This window comes from Alkalibacillus salilacus (assembly GCF_030812915.1).
GTDB classification, from domain to species: domain Bacteria; phylum Bacillota; class Bacilli; order Bacillales; family Alkalibacillaceae; genus Alkalibacillus; species Alkalibacillus salilacus.
In genome coordinates this window covers 33,822-49,454 of record NZ_JAUSTQ010000004.1, presented here as the reverse complement: position 1 = coordinate 49,454, position 15,633 = coordinate 33,822, and the positions used below count along the sequence as shown (strand labels likewise).

Below are 15,633 nucleotides of genomic sequence, written 5' to 3'. Positions count from 1 at the left end.
ACATCCAATAGAAGGGAAGAATGACAATGGCTAAAGATATTTTAACGAAAGACAATATTGTATTAAATGCAGAACTAAATAGTAAAGAGGAAGCTGTACGTTATGCAGGGCAAATTTTGAGCAATCAAGGATATGTGGAAGCAAGCTACATTGACAAAATGTTAGAACGTGAAGAAGTTTCTACAACGTATATTGGTAATCAAGTTGCGATTCCTCATGGTACAGAGGATGCGAAATCAACGGTTAATGAAACAGGTTTATCAGTTGTCATTGTACCGAACGGTGTTGATTTTGACGGAAATGAAGTTAATATTTTGATCGGTATTGCAGGTAAAGGAAATGAGCATCTAGAGATTCTGTCTAAAATTGCACTCGTTTGTTCTGAAGAAGAGAATATTCAAAAGTTGATTCACGCCGAAACAAAAGATGAGATTCTAACGATTTTAGGAGGCGTTAATTAATGCTAGCTGTGCATTTTGGCGCTGGTAATATTGGTCGGGGGTTCATTGGGACACTACTCTCCGATGCCAATTACCATACCGTGTTCGTCGATGTTAATGAAGCAATTATTCATGCGATTAATGAACGCAAGCAATATCCTGTGATTTTAGCAGGAGAAGAAGAGCAAGAGAAGATCGTGAGCAATATTTCAGGCATTGTCAGTACTGAAGAGCCAGAAGAAGTAAGCAAAAACATTGCTAAGGCTGATATCGTCACAACTGCGGTTGGACCACAAGTGCTTCCGATTATCGCTCGAAATATTGCTGAAGGTTTAGTCAAACGGTTTGACGAAAAGAATGATTACCTGAATGTGATCGCATGTGAGAATATGATCGGTGGCAGCTCTTTACTCAAAGAAAAAGTGTTGGAACATTTGCCACAAGAGTATCATGCGTTGTTAGAGGAACGGGTAGGGTTTCCAGATGCTGCTGTTGACCGCATTGTCCCTAATCAAGAAAATGATGATCTATTAGCTGTAACGGTTGAGCCTTATTATGAATGGGTGGTTTCACTAAATGATGTTAAAGGCGAAGTTCCTGATATAAAGGGGATTACTTATGTTGAAGACTTAACATCATATATTGAACGGAAATTATTTACGGTTAATACAGGTCATGCTGCGATCGCTTATTTAGGTGACCAATTTGGATACAACACTATTAAGGAAGCTACCCAAGATCAGGAGGTTATCACGACTGTTAACGGTGCTCTACAAGAAACAGGTCATGTTCTCATTCAATTATATGGTTTTGATGGCGCGACGCATAAGAAATATCGTAAGAAGATTATTAATCGCTTTAAAAACCCTTATTTAAATGACGAGATCACGAGAGTAGCACGTGGACCGAAGCGTAAATTAGGAGAGAAAGATCGCTTGATTCGCCCAGCCCTTCAGTACGTTGAATTGTTTAATGAAGCTCCTAAATATTTGATCAAGGTGATTATCAGTGCCCTTGACTATAGTAACGAAGCAGATGCTGAAGCAGTGGAATTACAACAAATGATTCAAGAATCTGGCTATGCTCGAGTCTTAGAAGACGTGTGTGGCTTAAGCCCAGACGAACCACTATATGATTATATAATGGACGAGTTAGGTAATTAAAGCTTGAAGTATATTAAAATCCCTTAGCCAACTCATACATGCGAGTATGAAGGCTAAGGGATTTTAATTAAGGAATTAATTTGGTCTTACTCCCAAGTGAAATTCGGATGGCGTTTATTAAGAAAAGCATCAACACCTTCTTGGTGATCCGAAGTTTGTCGCATGTTTGTCTGACCTTTTGTCTCATCAGCTAAGAACGATTTGAGTTGATCAATCGATTGCTGATGATAAATCATTTTTGACTCAATCATCGCCAAGATTGGCGACTTCTTCAATTTATCAATATACTGATTAACCACTTGATCCATATCAGAGTTAATCACAAAGTCGATTAAACCTAACCCTTTTGCCTCATCAGCTTCTAATCGTTTACCTTCCCAGATGGTTTGCTTCGCACGTACAGTCCCAATACGCTGTTGCATGAAGAAATGTCCGCCTCCATCAGGAATCAAACCTATTCCGATAAAGTTCATTGCGACTTTAGCATCTGATTTAGCTAAAACATAGTCACAAGCAAGCGTTAAACTAAGGCCTAGTCCAGCAGCTGAACCTTTCAGCGCAGCGATCGTGATTTTAGGCATTTGATAAAGTGTTAAGACAATGTCCTCAATGGTATTCATAATGTTTTCGAAATGTCCGCCAGTATCTGAATTTACCATCATGTTTAAGTCTCCACCTGCTGAAAAAGCTTTACCATTCGCTTCTAAAACGACAATTTTAGAATCATTATGGAATGCTTCTTTTAAACGCTCAGCTAAAGCACTTAACATCTCTTCGTTTAAAGCATTTACTTGTTCAGGGCGATTCAAAGTAATAGTCGTCACATGATCTTCTTCGGTTAATAACACTAGATTAGACATAGAATCCCTCACTTTTAATAGTTTAGATGCCTAATTGCATCAACTTGTTATAATACGTAATCGCTTCACTATGGCGGTTCTGATTGACTAGCGATTCTGAAAGGAAGAAATATAGCTGTTTTAAAGTCCGATTTTCTCCTCGTTCAACCAAATAATTAAGCCAGTATTGTTCAGCCTCATTAATAAACTGTGTTGTATGAAGGGTATCATAAATTTGATGTTCTAACAGCCATAATAAACAAAGAATTTTCTGATCACCAGTTTGGCTACTTAATTGTTTTCCACATTCAATATACGACATGGCTTCGTCATTTTCCTGCAAATGATGATAAGCTTTTGCGATCATTTGAACACAATGGAGTTTTTCAAAAGCTGAATGAAAACCTGATAAGGCTTGATGTAAATAGTTCAATGCCTGTTTCCACTCTTGTTTTTCACAATACATGAACCCAATATTATACTGCACATTAGCAGTTACATGATCTGAATCCATCATCGGTCTTGAGTTTAGGACTTGAAAGAAATAGCGCTCTGCAATATCAAATGCTTGCAATAACGTATAATTGATACCGAACATCACATAACAATCGGTGATTCTAGGGTACATAAACACATTAATATATTGCTCTTTAGCAATTTGACAATAGTGATTGCTGCGGGCAGGTTCAGATAATCTGGTGTAAGTAGCAGCGATTAAATAATACAAGTCAGGATCTTTCATCGCATAACGCGTCAGGACCTGTTCAGCATCTATAAGATAAAGAATCGCTTGGTGAGGATAAGCAAGGTGAATATAGTAAACGCCCTTGATTTTAAGAAAGTAATAACGTTTTTCTTCTACAAAACTTGCCTCCATTTGTAATAGGTCATCTGTTTCATAGTGATTGACTCTATCATCCTTCGTTTCAATAAAATAGTAAAGTTCGATCAACTTAAATAAATGAATAATCCGTTCGTGGTGAAAGGGAGTCAGTTGGGTTTTTAAAGATTGATAGTATGAGTTCGCTTCATTGAAGTTCTTTTTCGAAATAAGTTTATAAAGCCACATGATTTCGTCTTCAATAGCATGGTTCGTCATTTTATTAAAAGATTCAAGTGAGACACCCAATCGTTCGCATAACATATTAAATAAATCTTGGCTCGGTTCAATCGTATCGTTTTCTATTTTACTTAAATATGAGATCGAACATATTCCATCTGTAAGATCTCGCTGGGATAAGCCTTGATTTGTCCTATGATATTGAATGAATGAGCTCACATTAAACATTTTTTCACCTAATTTATAAGAGTAGGATGAACTGTTATAAAACAGTTGTATGATTTTACCTTCTATTAATATTGTAAGCAAAAAGGTAACGAATGTAAAAAATCCCTTTCGACTTAACTACTATGTTGTCGAAAGGGATAGATTTACTTAGTGAAAATGTGATGTCTTTTCATTTAATTCTTCAATCATCATTTCAAGTTTCTCAGCTTCTTGTTGTAGTTTTTGGAAGGCATTTTGTTGTTCGCTTGCTGAAGCTGAAATTTCTTCAGTTCCTGCAGCTGTCTCTTCGGTGACAGAACTAATACTTTCCATCGTTGCGGTAATCTGCTCGGATTGTTTGCGTGATTCGTTCATATTTTGTGATAGTCTCTCTAGACGGTCATAGATTTGACTAACATGCTCGGCGATATTATTAAACGATTGTTCAGATGTATCGACTGCATTCACTTGTTCTTCACTTAAACGTGTTGTTTCTTCGGTTTGAACATTGATTTTATCGACACCTTGGCGAATTTGATCAACCATTTGTTTAATGTCATCTGTCGCTGATGTTGACTGATCAGCCAATTTACGAACTTCATCGGCAACAACGGCGAAACCTTTTCCGTGTTCACCAGCACGCGCAGCTTCGATCGCTGCATTTAAAGCAAGTAAGTTCGTTTGTTCAGCAATATCGTTTACAAGTGCAACAGCTTGTTCAATCTGTTCCGTGTAATGCGTGAATTGTTCTACTGATGAACGAACTTCTGCCATTGCTTCCTGGTTCTGATCCATAATGGTTTTCTGCGAAACAAGTGCTTTATGCCCGTCTTGGACAGCTTGTTGTGCATGGGTACTTTCTTCATTGGCGGCGTCACTTTCTTCAGCATTTGCTTCAAAGTCATGTTGCATATTTTCAACGAGTGTTACCGCATCTTGCACATCATTGGAAATTGATTGACTACCCTGTGCTAATTCATCGGTAGAACTAGCAACTTGTTCACTGCCCTCTGTTAAACTTTTAATTTCATCATTTAGTTGCGTGCTGAAATCGTCTACCCGTCGATTGATAGAATGGATAGATTCGACGGTATCTTTTAAGTTCTCAATCATTGTCTTAAATGAACGCTTAAGCTGCCCAACTTCATCTTTCTCTTTTTCATTAACATCGATATCTAATGATAGTTTACCTGAAGCTGCTTCTTGCGCTTGCTGTGATAATGCTTGAAGTGGGTTAGCTATGCGGTTCGATAATCTAAGGGTTAAGAACAATGTGAAGATAATCAGGACAATACTTGCGATTAAAATCATCGTTAGTAATCCACTGATCTTATTTTGTTGTTCTTCAATATTCTGATCATACCAATTATTACTCGCACGCTCTAACATATAGGCATCATTCACAAGGCCGGCAGTTCTTAGTGCTTGTTGTTGAACATTGTTCATGTTCTCGGATTCGAGCGCTTCATTGGTTGCAGTTTGCCAATTTGAATACTTTTCTTGAGCTTGGCTAGCCCAGCGTTGTTGTTCGTCTGTTTCAACTAAATCCATAATCCCTTGAATCGTTTCATCTGTTTGTTCTACTTGCAATTCAGCTTCTTGTTTCGTTGCTGCAGAAGGGCTGTAGAAATAAGTAGACAAAGCCTGTTCAGTTGATTGGAGTTGGGAATAAATATCCTTACTTTCGAGTAAGACGTCGATATCATCTTGTGATGAATCCTGTAGGTTAATCATTTCATAAGCAATAAATGACACGATCAGTAAACTCAAAATGAGCGGTGTCAATGTCATTATGTACAATCGTTTTTTAATGGACATTCAAAGACTCCTTTCCGAATTAATTTTGTGCATTATCTAAGGTTTGTTGTTGTTGATCCGTTAATTCTATGACACGAATTGGCGCTAAACCAACGCCTTCTTCTTCTAATCCTAATTCACGATGATCACCTTCTAGCGATTCACCATTACTGAGTTGTTCCATTACATTATAAATCGCGATATTGACGTTTTTAACCATGGATGAAACGACTGCATCTTCAGCTATCGTGTATTGGTCTGTGTCAACACCAAATGCATGAATGCCTTGGCTCTGCGCTTCTTGTAAAGCACCTGTTCCAGTAAAACCTGCAGATGGGAATATGTAATCTGCTCCTTCATCAACCATGTCACTAGCGATCTCGGCCCCTAATTGATCGTCATCGAAAGTGCCAGCATACTCAGTTAAAATCTCAGCATCTGGATTGGCTTCTTGAACACCTTGTTTAAAACCATCTTCGAATTTCTGGATGACGTCACTTTCAACACCACCGATAAAACCGACGACGTCACTATCGGTACGCATCCCTGCAATTAAGCCGATAAGACGGCTACCTTCATCTTCTTTAAAGGTAATTGACGTTACATTTGGTAAGTCAATCGTGTCATCAATCACGACAAATTGTTGGTCTGGATATTCCTCTGCTTTTGCCTTAATGGCAGGGGACGTTGTGAAGCTAAGACCAAAGATGACATCATGGTCTTGGTCGATGAGCTCTTGAAGCTCCTCTTCATAGTTCTCATCTAATGGTTCGCGGTAATCAAAAACCACATCTAATTCATCTCGTGCTTGTGTTAATCCTTGGAATGCTAAGTCACTAAAGGCATTATCACCAATACCGCTTTCTGTGACGAGAAGCCCAGCACTTAGGGTGTCCTCACTTGAGTCTATATCCTCACTGTTTGATGAACACGCGACTGTCATCATTAGCGCGAATAGTAGTAGAACAGTGATTTTGATTCGTTTCATAAACAACCTCCTAAACTTAATAAATATGTCGAATTTCATCGATATTTCTTACTAGATTAATATCGGACAGCGAATCATTTTTTTAAGTTAATATTCAAGAAAATAACAAAATTTGTTTGACGTTCATGTTGTTTGAGCTTAAGATTAAAATAGATTAATTTAATCAATAGAATATATAGGTGTGAATGACGAGTAGCATTCACTTAATAGGGAAGTCCGGTGTGAATCCGGCGCGGTCCCGCCACTGTGTAGAGGAGCAACTAACCAAACCACTGTCGAATCGACGGGAAGGGGTTAGACGCTAAGATCCTGAGCCAGGAAACCTGCCTATATATTTTAGCTGATTTCCTTCGGGGTCAAAGGGAACGCTATATATCAATCGATTGATTTGTATATAGTAAAGCGACATGCGCTTGTTTTCTTCTGTCCACGGAGGAAATAAGCGCATTTTTAATTCATAGAAAGGAAGCGGTACAGATGATGCAAAGCAACTTGAAAAAATGGCTTCTCACGTTATTAATCGTGTTAGCTGTCGGGTTAACAGCTTGCCAAAGCGATGAGGGGTCCGAAGAAGCAAGTAATGGAGAAAACAGCGGAGAAGAGACAACTGAAAATGAATCTAGTGAATCTGAAGACACCAATGAATCTGAGGAGCAATCATATCCAATTACGATAACAGATCGTACAGATACTGAAGTCACGATCGAAGAAGAACCAGAATCAATCGTGTCCGTCATTCCAAGCGCAACCGAGGTTGTATACTCAGTAGGTGCTGGTGATAAAGTAGATGGTGTGTCTGAATGGGCAGATTATCCTGAAGAGGTAACCGACGTTGAAACAGTCGGTGATATGAATCTGAATATCGAAAAAATTGTCAGTTTAGAACCAGATTTAGTCGTCGCAGATGTTGAAAATGCTGACGATATTGATGCTATGCGTGAAGCCGGCTTAAAAGTGTTAGTTATAGGTTCTCAAAGTTTAGAAGAGGTGTATCACGATATTGAACTAGTTGGTCAAGCTACTGGTCAAATGAACCAAGCTCAGGATGTCATTGATGATATGAAGACAACAGTCAGTGATGTTCAAGATACGGTAAGCGATATTCCTGAAGAAGAACGGAAAAAAGCTTGGATTGAAGTAGGACCAGAACTATTTTCTGGCGGTGAAGGATCTTTCATACATGAGGTTCTAACGTTAGCAGGTGGTAAAAATATCATCGCAGATCAAGAAGGTTGGCCACAAGTAAGTGAAGAGGTCGTCATTGAGCAAAATCCAGATGTCATTATTACAACATACGGTGATACGACAGAAGGTGCACATGAAACAATCATGAACCGTGATGGTTGGGATAGTATTTCAGCCGTTCAGAATGAAGAAATTTATGATGTTAAAAACAGTCTTCTTTCACGACCTGGACCGCGTTTGGCTCAAGGTGTAGAGAGACTGGCAGAAATATTGTATCCAGAAGAGATGGAATAAGCGTAAAATGAATGGATGTTGATGATGGCAAAACGTTCGACCTTATGGCTAACGATTATCGGTTTATTAATAGGATTATTGATATTAATGGTATTATCCATATCACTGGGTTCAGCCCAAATATCATTCACGACTGTTTGGCGAGTTATATTGTCACACGTACCTGTTATGGGAGAATGGATCGAGCGTGATTGGCCTGATTCAACAGCGACGATAGTATTAGATTTGCGAATGCCACGGATCTTACTCGCTTCTGTCGTAGGAGCGGCTTTAGCTTTAGCAGGGGCGCTTTATCAAGGAGTGTTACGCAATCCGTTAGCTGATCCGTTTATATTAGGCGTTTCATCAGGAGCGTCATTTGGCGCAGCAATGACGTTTGTGTTTGGTATTCAAATGGTTTGGATTGGGCAGATGACACTACCTGTCGTTGCGTTTATATGTGGATTTGCAACGTTGATGGTCGTTTATTCGATTGCCCGAATCGGTCAAAAGGTCAGAATGGAAACGATTATTTTAGCAGGTGTGGTTGTTCAAGCCTTTCTTGGTGCCTGTTTGTCATTGGTTATGTCATTAGCAAATGAGAAATTGCAGACGATTGTGTTTTGGATGATGGGTAGTTTGACGTTGACGGATTGGAGTTATAACGCAGTTGTTTTACCAGTGATTGCTCTTACAGCAATTGTGGCCATGATGTTTACGCGAGAACTTAATATGCTTGGACTAGGTGAGGAAGTTGCGCACCATTCCGGAGTATCGGTAGAAAGAACTCGATTTATACTGCTAATCTTAGCATCGCTCATGACTGGCGCAGCAGTTGCCGTTTCAGGTGCGATTGGTTTTGTGGGACTAGTCGTACCACATATGATTCGGCTAATCGTTGGATCTGATTATCGCATGATATTACCATTATCGATCATTGGCGGCGCGCTATTTCTTGTAGGAGCGGATACATTAGCGCGTGTCAGCCTAGCACCACGTGAATTACCGCTCGGTGTGATTACAGCCTTTTTAGGGGCACCATTCTTCATTTATCTATTGCGTCAAGCCAAACGCGAGTACTTTTAGGAGGAATACACATGCTTTCCTTACAACATGTGTCGAAAACTGTTGACGAACAGACACTTGTCTCTGATGTGTCATTTGATGTGGAAGCGGGGCAGTGTGTTGGTTTAATCGGTCCGAACGGTGCCGGAAAGTCGACCTTAATGAAATTAATTTCAGGGATGTATGACGTATCAGATGGTCAAGTGTTATTGTTTGGCCAAAATGTGAAACGGTGGTCGCATAAGAAAAAGGCTCAGCGTGTTTCTGTTCTGACACAAGATGGACTCGCACCTTATCCAATGACTGTTTATGATACGGTGATGATGGGACGTTATCCGCATTTGAAATTTTTCCAACGTGAAAGTGCAGATGATTTAAACCGGGTCGATCATGTGTTAGCTTTGACAGGTTTAACAGATTTAAAAGATCAAATGCTCGACACATTAAGTGGCGGTGAACGTCAGCGCGTTGCGATTGCTAAGGCAATGGTACAAGAACCTGATTTACTATTACTGGATGAGCCAACTTCATTCTTAGATATTGGTTATCAGACGGAGGTCTTGAACATCGTGAAAGCTTGGCAACAGCGAACTGGCTTAACAGTGCTCATGGTGTTGCATGATTTAAATTTAGCCGCGCAATATTGTGATCGGTTAATTTTGATTAACCAAGGTGAAATCGTCAAGCAAGGGTCTAGTGATGATATTTTAACTACTGAGACATTAGAAGCCGTCTATCGAACGACGCCCCAAATCGTTCGTCATCCTATCAAAGATATTCCACAAATTTTATTATAAGGGCATCTTCCACTGACCATGTTATGTATAATAGAATAGATGAAGGTATGTAAGATGGGATAGGAGTTGACGTTTTATGGAATGGCGGAATATATATCGAGGCATCTTAATGGGGATTAGTGACATTGTCCCTGGCATAAGTGGTGGAACGATTGCTGTTATTTTAGGTATTTACCAACGATTGATTGAAGCGATTAATGGTGTATTATCACGTGAATGGAAGAAACATCTTGGATTTTTGATCCCACTTGGATTAGGTGTATTATTGGCGTTGTTTACATTAGCTAATGCGATTGAATGGTTATTTGACCATTATCCGAATCAAATACAGTTTTTATTTATCGGATTAATTATTGGCATTATTCCAATGTTATTGAAGAAATCTGATTATAAAACGACATTTGGTCCTAGTCACTATCTGTTGTTTGGACTAGCCACTATACTGGTTGCTTCGACTGCATTTTTCCAAGAAGGTGTGGCCGAGGAAATCACAACGTTTGATGAAAGAACATATGTCTTGTTGTTCCTATCAGGTTGGTTAGCGAGTTCTGCGATGATTTTACCGGGAATCAGTGGTTCATTGCTTTTACTACTCGTTGGCATGTATCCGACATTTACATATGTGTTAGGAAATGTTGTGATTCAAGGACTGATTCCGCTAGCGCTCGGGATCGGATTTGGGTTACTTGTGATGAGTAAAATTATTCGGTATTTCTTATCGCACTATTTTTATCAGACGTATGCGTTAATTATTGGTCTCGTTGTCGGCTCGATTGTCGTCATTTATCCAGGTTTTCAACCGAGTATCGTCCTAAATGTCATGAGTATCGCACTGATCGGTGTGGGTCTCTATGTGGCGGTCTTATTAGGTAAATTAGAACATCAAGTATAAATGAGGAAAGCTGGGCTTACCCTATGCAAATAGGATAAGCCCAGTTTTTTGTATCAGATTGTTGTGGAAGTTATTAAGAATTGTGCGAGTGTGAGTCGAAATGAGCGAGTTATACTATTAAATGTGCGGTCTGTCCAATAATTGTGCGTGATCCAGTATAATTGTGCGCTTAGACTAATATTTGAGCGGGAATCAATATTATTGAGCGTATTTTAATAATAACTCTACGTCTACTGCTTCATTATTATAATTTGTGAAATTGCGGTTTTTGTTGCTCAAATGTAGTGACATAGTTAAAGCCGACATCGCGCAATAGTTCATAACTTGATTCGATATGATCTGCAACGCGCTCAGGTTTGTGGGCATCCGAACCAACTGTGATAATCTCGCCACCCATATCGTAATATAATTGGAGAATATCACGGGTTGGGTGAACACGGTCCATGCCGTACTTGTAGCCGGACGTATTAATTTCAATCCCTTGTCCACGTGGAATAATGACTTTAAAAATTTCTTCGATCACGTCATGAAAATGATAGACGCCTGGTTCATATTTATAACGAGTAACTAAGTCAATATGGCCTAAAATACTAAATTGATCGAATGCTTTAGCGCATTCATATAATTCGGTGTAGTACTTTTCGTAGGCTTCATTTAATGATTGGCCTTCGAATAGGCGTCCAGAATGCAGGTCTTTATGGTCCGTCGTATGCATTGAGCCAATAATAAAATCAAAGGAATGTTCTTGTAATAACTGTTGATAACGCGCCGTTAAATGAGGTTGAAAGCCAAGCTCAATACCTTTTTGGATCGTGATTTGCTTACCGTATGTTTGTTGCATCTCGCGTATTTTTTGTTCATATTGGTCTAAATTAACGTCGAAGTGAATCGTCGGATCAGGATAGTCATAATCGATGTGTTCGGTGAATGACAATTCCTTAACACCGCGCTTGATTCCCGCCTCGATCATGTCTTTCATGGGTGCTTCGCAGTCAGCTGAAAAATTCGAATGCATATGATTATCAAACATGGTCTCATCCTTTCTATCAATCTCATTGTAATGGCTTGACAGTTAATAGGGCAATCGTTAAAATATTTTACATAACTTTATTCTGATAAAGTGATAAACAAATAGAGTGATAAAGGGTGTTTATATGGCATTGAATCAACCGTTACCTCAAGGGGTAACTGATTTATACGCACAAGATTATGAATTAAAACAAACATTAATAGATCGACTTAAACAACTTTATCATGTGTATGGGTGTCAGCCGATTCAGACACCGACTTTTGAGTATTATGATTTATTTAAAAATATACCTGGAACGATGGACGACAATCAAATGATAAAGTTAATTGATCGTGATGGCAAGGTGCTTGTATTAAGGCCTGATGCAACAGTTCCGATTGCACGCATGGCCTCACAGGCGACGTCAGATGCGCCGTTATTAAATAAAATGTATTACGTGACGAATATTTTTCGGATGGAAAGTGGTGAATCGGACCGAACGTCTCGCTCCTTTTCCCAAGTTGGCGTGGAATGGTTTGACGATGGCCGCGAATTAAATGATTTAGACATGGTTGTTTTAGCGATTAAATCATTAAAACATACCGGCTTAAACGCTATTCAACTCGAATTAGGTCAAGCTCGTTTCTTTCGAGCTTTAATGAGTGAAACGGATTTAGACGCTGAAGCGGAAGCGCAAATACAGGCAAAACTTGAAGCGAAAAATGAGTATGAACTAAGTGACTTATTGGATGAATTAAACGTATCACAAACGGTAAAGCAAGCTTTGCTCCAATTACCGCAATTATTTGGTAAGCCTGGTGAAGTACTAAAACAAGCGACAACACTCGTTTTAAACAGTGAAATGACTAAAGCTTTAGATCATTTAACGCGTTTAGTGGAGCGCCTGGATGAACTAGGTTATGCTGAAGATGTGTCGATTGATCTTGGCTTAGTCAATCATTTGAATTACTATACAGGGGTTATGTTTCAAGGTTATATCGAAGGCTACGGTAAACCAGTCATTCAAGGTGGGCGTTATGACCAACTGATGACGTATTTTAACCTTAGAACGAGTGCCATTGGTTTTGGTGTTTATGTTGACGACTTGTTGAGAATCGTCAAACAACAGCAAGCTGTCTCATTACCGAAACCAACGCAAGCTGTCGTTATGACCAATGATGACACAATCAAAACAGCTATGAAGTTAGCTCAGCAGTTACGTGAATACAATGTCGTAACGACGTTAGCTTCTGATCAAGATTCAATCAATCAAGCTGAATTAGTCATCAATGTTGTGAATCAAATGATGGTTATAAACGGACAACAGGAAACTTATCACCAACTGGACGACGTTTTTGAAAAGGTAGGTTTAACGAATGGAAACGATTAAAATTGCTCTCGCCAAAGGACGCTTAGCCGATTTAAGTCTAGAATTGCTTGAACAAATTGGCATTTCATTCTCCTCTTATTACGAAAAAACGCGTAAATTAACATTCATTAGTGATGATGGCCATTATGAACTGATTTTAGTCAAAGCAATGGATGTGGGCACTTATGTAGAGAATGGTGCTGCTGATATAGGCGTTGCTGGAAAGGATACACTGCTTGAAGCAGGTGCAGACGTGTTTGAAGTGATAGATTTAGGCTTTGGCCGATGTGAATTCGCGGTGGCTGGTGAACCAGGGACGGAATTGTCTGCACAACAATCACTCACCATTGGAACGAAATATCCGAAGATCACCAATGACTATTTCCAGGCACAAGGACGCCAAGTAGAAACAATTAAACTAAATGGTTCGGTTGAATTAGCCCCATTAGTCGGATTGAGTGATGTGATTGTCGATATTGTAGAAACGGGGAGTACGCTTAAGGAAAACAATCTCGAAGTGATCGAGACGATGCTGTCCATTAGTGCTCGACTTGTTGTGAACAAGGCCAGTTTCAAGACAAAAGGAACAGCCATTCGTCCAGTGATCGATCAAGTTAAATCAATCGTTGATGAAAAAGGACGTGTCACAAATGGAAATTAATCGTATTCAAACAAATGATATCCCTCAAATTATCAAGAATCGTAAAAGTCGTGACGCCATTCAATACGATGGGATTGATGACCGTGTTAAAACCATTGTCCAAGCGATTAGACAAGATGGGGATAAAGCAGTTAAACATTATATCCATCAATTAGATGGCGTTCATCTAACCAATTATATCGTGACACAAGCAGAAATAGCGGAAGCCTATCATAGCGTAAGTGAGGATATGATCGAGGTCCTAAATGAAGCGAATGCGAATATTAAAAATTATCATGCTAAACAAAAAGAGACCTCATGGTATTCGGCAGATGCACAAGGGGTGTGGTTAGGTCAGCAAGTCACGCCAATTGAGCGCGTGGGTGTTTATGTCCCTGGAGGAAAAGCTGCTTATCCATCAACGGTTCTGATGAATATTATGCCGGCTGTTGTGGCAGGTGTAAGTGATATTATTGTGACAACGCCAGTACAAGCTGATGGAACAATAAATCCGATGACTTTAGTTGCTGCTGATTTGGCGGGCGCAAGTCAGATTTTAAAAGTTGGAGGCGCTCATGGTGTGGCAACCTTAGCTTATGGTACGGAAACAGTCCAGGCTGTTGATAAAATTGTCGGGCCAGGCAATGCGTACGTAGCACGTGCTAAAAAGTATGTCTTTGGTGATGTTGGTATTGATATGATTGCTGGGCCAAGTGAAGTGTGTGTTATAGCAGATGAAACAGCAGAACCTGCTTATGTCGCTGCTGACTTAATCGCACAAGCTGAGCACGACGAACTCGCATCAGCTGTTGCTGTGACGACGAGTGAATCAATCGCTTCAGCCATACAATTAGAAGTAGAAGCGCAAATGAAACAACGTGATCGTCAAGCTATTTTACAAGAGTCGATTCAGCAACAAGGCGGGATTTATGTTGTATCAGATTTAGAGACTGCGATGAAATTTGTGAATGCTTGGGCACCAGAACATTTGGAATTACAAATAGCTGAACCATTCGAATGGTTACCTCATGTTAAACATGCTGGAGCGATTTTTCTGGGACATTATACACCTGAACCTCTCGGTGATTACTTCGCTGGGCCGAATCATACATTGCCGACAAATGGCACAGCTAAGTTTTCCTCACCACTTGGGGTTTATGATTTCATGAAAAAATCTAGCGTGATTTATTATACAGAGAATGCTTTAAATCAAGTGAGACATCAAGTGGAGCGGTTTGCTGATGAAGAAGGGCTTGATGGACATAGGGAGTCGGTCCGGATTCGGTTTAATGATTAAGGGGAGGTTAGAATATGCGTCAGGCAACGATTAAACGAGAAACAAGTGAGACTGCGATTAGTTTAGCTTACGGATTAGATGGTAAAAAAGACATTCATATTGATACAGGTGTTGGCTTTTTGGATCATATGTTAACGCTATTTGCTGCACACGGTTCTTTTGACTTAACAGTAAGTGCTGATGGCGATACGTATGTAGATGATCACCATACTGTAGAAGATGTCGGGATTGTCTTAGGTCAAGCCTTTAAACAAGCCCTTGGTGATAAAGCTGGAATCACGCGATATGCATCTGATTTTACGCCGATGGATGAGGCTTTAAGCTTAGTGTCGATCGATGTGTCCAATCGTCCATATCTAGTTTTTGATGTAGATGGCTTAGGTGAAAAAGTCGGCTCGTTTGATACAGAGCTCGTCGAGGAATTCTTCCGTGCGTTTATCACTCAAGCGGGTGTAACGCTTCATATTAAATTGATGCACGGCTCAAATAATCACCATATCATTGAATCAATTTTTAAAGGATTTGGCCGCGTATTAAATGAAGCGGTGACGATTAAAGATGAAGATGGATCCGTTCCATCAACAAAAGGAACGCTGTCAGAGTAAGGAGTTC

Annotated in this window: 15 protein-coding genes and 1 riboswitch; of the genes, 10 read left to right on the top strand and 5 right to left on the bottom strand. The window is 39.7% G+C overall.

What is annotated here, in order from left to right:
* Positions 1–26: 26 nt before the first annotated feature.
* The gene (locus tag J2S77_RS06100; protein ID WP_306975606.1) at positions 27–461 is read left to right on the top strand and encodes a PTS mannitol transporter subunit IIA; all 435 of its coding nucleotides are present in this window, start codon (positions 27–29) and stop codon (positions 459–461) included.
* Complete coding sequence (locus J2S77_RS06095; protein WP_306975604.1) at positions 461–1,603, top strand: mannitol-1-phosphate 5-dehydrogenase; 1,143 nt, start codon at positions 461–463, stop codon at positions 1,601–1,603. The genes J2S77_RS06100 and J2S77_RS06095 overlap by 1 nt, the downstream gene beginning before the upstream one ends.
* A gap of 86 nt (positions 1,604–1,689) precedes the next feature.
* Here J2S77_RS06095 and J2S77_RS06090 read toward each other — a convergent pair whose 3' ends face one another.
* From J2S77_RS06090 to J2S77_RS06075, 4 genes are all read right to left on the bottom strand, one after another.
* A complete protein-coding gene (locus tag J2S77_RS06090; RefSeq protein ID WP_306975603.1) occupies positions 1,690–2,463 on the bottom strand; it encodes an enoyl-CoA hydratase in 774 nt (257 codons plus the stop codon).
* Positions 2,464–2,485: 22 nt separating this feature from the next.
* Positions 2,486–3,730: a helix-turn-helix domain-containing protein gene (locus J2S77_RS06085; protein WP_306975602.1), complete on the bottom strand. Its 1,245-nt coding sequence runs from the start codon at positions 3,728–3,730 to the stop codon at positions 2,486–2,488.
* A 147-nt stretch (positions 3,731–3,877) separates the two neighbouring features.
* Positions 3,878–5,527 carry a methyl-accepting chemotaxis protein gene (locus tag J2S77_RS06080; protein ID WP_306975600.1) on the bottom strand — a complete coding sequence of 550 codons (1,650 nt, stop codon included), beginning with the start codon at positions 5,525–5,527 and terminating at the stop codon, positions 3,878–3,880.
* 19 nt (positions 5,528–5,546) lie between these two features.
* The gene (locus J2S77_RS06075) at positions 5,547–6,494 is read right to left on the bottom strand and encodes a BMP family lipoprotein (RefSeq protein ID WP_306975598.1); all 948 of its coding nucleotides are present in this window, start codon (positions 6,492–6,494) and stop codon (positions 5,547–5,549) included.
* A 160-nt stretch (positions 6,495–6,654) separates the two neighbouring features.
* Positions 6,655–6,839, top strand: a riboswitch (cobalamin riboswitch).
* 132 nt (positions 6,840–6,971) lie between these two features.
* Here J2S77_RS06075 and J2S77_RS06070 point away from each other — a divergent pair.
* From J2S77_RS06070 to J2S77_RS06055, 4 genes are all read left to right on the top strand, one after another.
* Positions 6,972–7,973, top strand: a complete 1,002-nt coding sequence (locus tag J2S77_RS06070; RefSeq protein ID WP_306975596.1) for an ABC transporter substrate-binding protein — start codon at positions 6,972–6,974, stop codon at positions 7,971–7,973.
* Positions 7,974–7,997: 24 nt separating this feature from the next.
* Positions 7,998–9,038 carry a FecCD family ABC transporter permease gene (locus J2S77_RS06065; protein ID WP_306975593.1) on the top strand — a complete coding sequence of 347 codons (1,041 nt, stop codon included), beginning with the start codon at positions 7,998–8,000 and terminating at the stop codon, positions 9,036–9,038.
* An 11-nt stretch (positions 9,039–9,049) separates the two neighbouring features.
* Entirely contained in the window at positions 9,050–9,814 is a 765-nt protein-coding gene (locus J2S77_RS06060) for an ABC transporter ATP-binding protein (RefSeq protein WP_306975591.1), read from the top strand.
* 76 nt (positions 9,815–9,890) lie between these two features.
* Positions 9,891–10,706 carry a DUF368 domain-containing protein gene (locus J2S77_RS06055; RefSeq protein WP_306975589.1) on the top strand — a complete coding sequence of 272 codons (816 nt, stop codon included), beginning with the start codon at positions 9,891–9,893 and terminating at the stop codon, positions 10,704–10,706.
* 244 nt (positions 10,707–10,950) lie between these two features.
* On the opposite strand, the gene J2S77_RS06050 is transcribed toward J2S77_RS06055, so the two are convergent.
* On the bottom strand, positions 10,951–11,736 hold the full coding sequence (locus J2S77_RS06050; RefSeq protein WP_306975587.1) for a histidinol-phosphatase HisJ family protein: 786 nt from the start codon (positions 11,734–11,736) through the stop codon (positions 10,951–10,953).
* A gap of 124 nt (positions 11,737–11,860) precedes the next feature.
* On the opposite strand from J2S77_RS06050, the gene hisZ reads away from it, so the two are divergent.
* The 4 genes from hisZ to hisB are packed head-to-tail and all read left to right on the top strand — an operon-like array spanning position 11,861 to position 15,626.
* Positions 11,861–13,105, top strand: a complete 1,245-nt coding sequence (gene hisZ, locus J2S77_RS06045) for an ATP phosphoribosyltransferase regulatory subunit (RefSeq protein WP_306975585.1) — start codon at positions 11,861–11,863, stop codon at positions 13,103–13,105.
* On the top strand, positions 13,092–13,745 hold the full coding sequence (hisG, locus tag J2S77_RS06040; RefSeq protein ID WP_306975583.1) for an ATP phosphoribosyltransferase: 654 nt from the start codon (positions 13,092–13,094) through the stop codon (positions 13,743–13,745). Before hisZ ends, hisG begins: the two co-directional genes overlap by 14 nt.
* Positions 13,735–15,021, top strand: a complete 1,287-nt coding sequence (gene hisD, locus J2S77_RS06035; protein WP_306975581.1) for a histidinol dehydrogenase — start codon at positions 13,735–13,737, stop codon at positions 15,019–15,021. The genes hisG and hisD overlap by 11 nt, the downstream gene beginning before the upstream one ends.
* A 14-nt stretch (positions 15,022–15,035) precedes the next feature.
* Entirely contained in the window at positions 15,036–15,626 is a 591-nt protein-coding gene (hisB, locus tag J2S77_RS06030) for an imidazoleglycerol-phosphate dehydratase HisB (RefSeq protein ID WP_306975579.1), read from the top strand.
* Positions 15,627–15,633: the final 7 nt, after the last annotated feature.

Coding starts and splice junctions, on each gene's coding strand:
- J2S77_RS06095 (WP_306975604.1), top strand. CDS start 461: ATGCTAGCTGTGCATTTTGGCGCTGGTAATATTGGTCGGGGGTTCATT.
- hisB (WP_306975579.1), top strand. CDS start 15,036: ATGCGTCAGGCAACGATTAAACGAGAAACAAGTGAGACTGCGATTAGT.
- J2S77_RS06075 (WP_306975598.1), bottom strand. CDS start 6,494: ATGAAACGAATCAAAATCACTGTTCTACTACTATTCGCGCTAATGATG.
- hisZ (WP_306975585.1), top strand. CDS start 11,861: ATGGCATTGAATCAACCGTTACCTCAAGGGGTAACTGATTTATACGCA.
- J2S77_RS06085 (WP_306975602.1), bottom strand. CDS start 3,730: ATGTTTAATGTGAGCTCATTCATTCAATATCATAGGACAAATCAAGGC.
- J2S77_RS06100 (WP_306975606.1), top strand. CDS start 27: ATGGCTAAAGATATTTTAACGAAAGACAATATTGTATTAAATGCAGAA.
- hisD (WP_306975581.1), top strand. CDS start 13,735: ATGGAAATTAATCGTATTCAAACAAATGATATCCCTCAAATTATCAAG.
- J2S77_RS06065 (WP_306975593.1), top strand. CDS start 7,998: ATGGCAAAACGTTCGACCTTATGGCTAACGATTATCGGTTTATTAATA.
- J2S77_RS06050 (WP_306975587.1), bottom strand. CDS start 11,736: ATGTTTGATAATCATATGCATTCGAATTTTTCAGCTGACTGCGAAGCA.
- J2S77_RS06080 (WP_306975600.1), bottom strand. CDS start 5,527: ATGTCCATTAAAAAACGATTGTACATAATGACATTGACACCGCTCATT.
- J2S77_RS06090 (WP_306975603.1), bottom strand. CDS start 2,463: ATGTCTAATCTAGTGTTATTAACCGAAGAAGATCATGTGACGACTATT.
- J2S77_RS06070 (WP_306975596.1), top strand. CDS start 6,972: ATGATGCAAAGCAACTTGAAAAAATGGCTTCTCACGTTATTAATCGTG.
- hisG (WP_306975583.1), top strand. CDS start 13,092: ATGGAAACGATTAAAATTGCTCTCGCCAAAGGACGCTTAGCCGATTTA.
- J2S77_RS06060 (WP_306975591.1), top strand. CDS start 9,050: ATGCTTTCCTTACAACATGTGTCGAAAACTGTTGACGAACAGACACTT.
- J2S77_RS06055 (WP_306975589.1), top strand. CDS start 9,891: ATGGAATGGCGGAATATATATCGAGGCATCTTAATGGGGATTAGTGAC.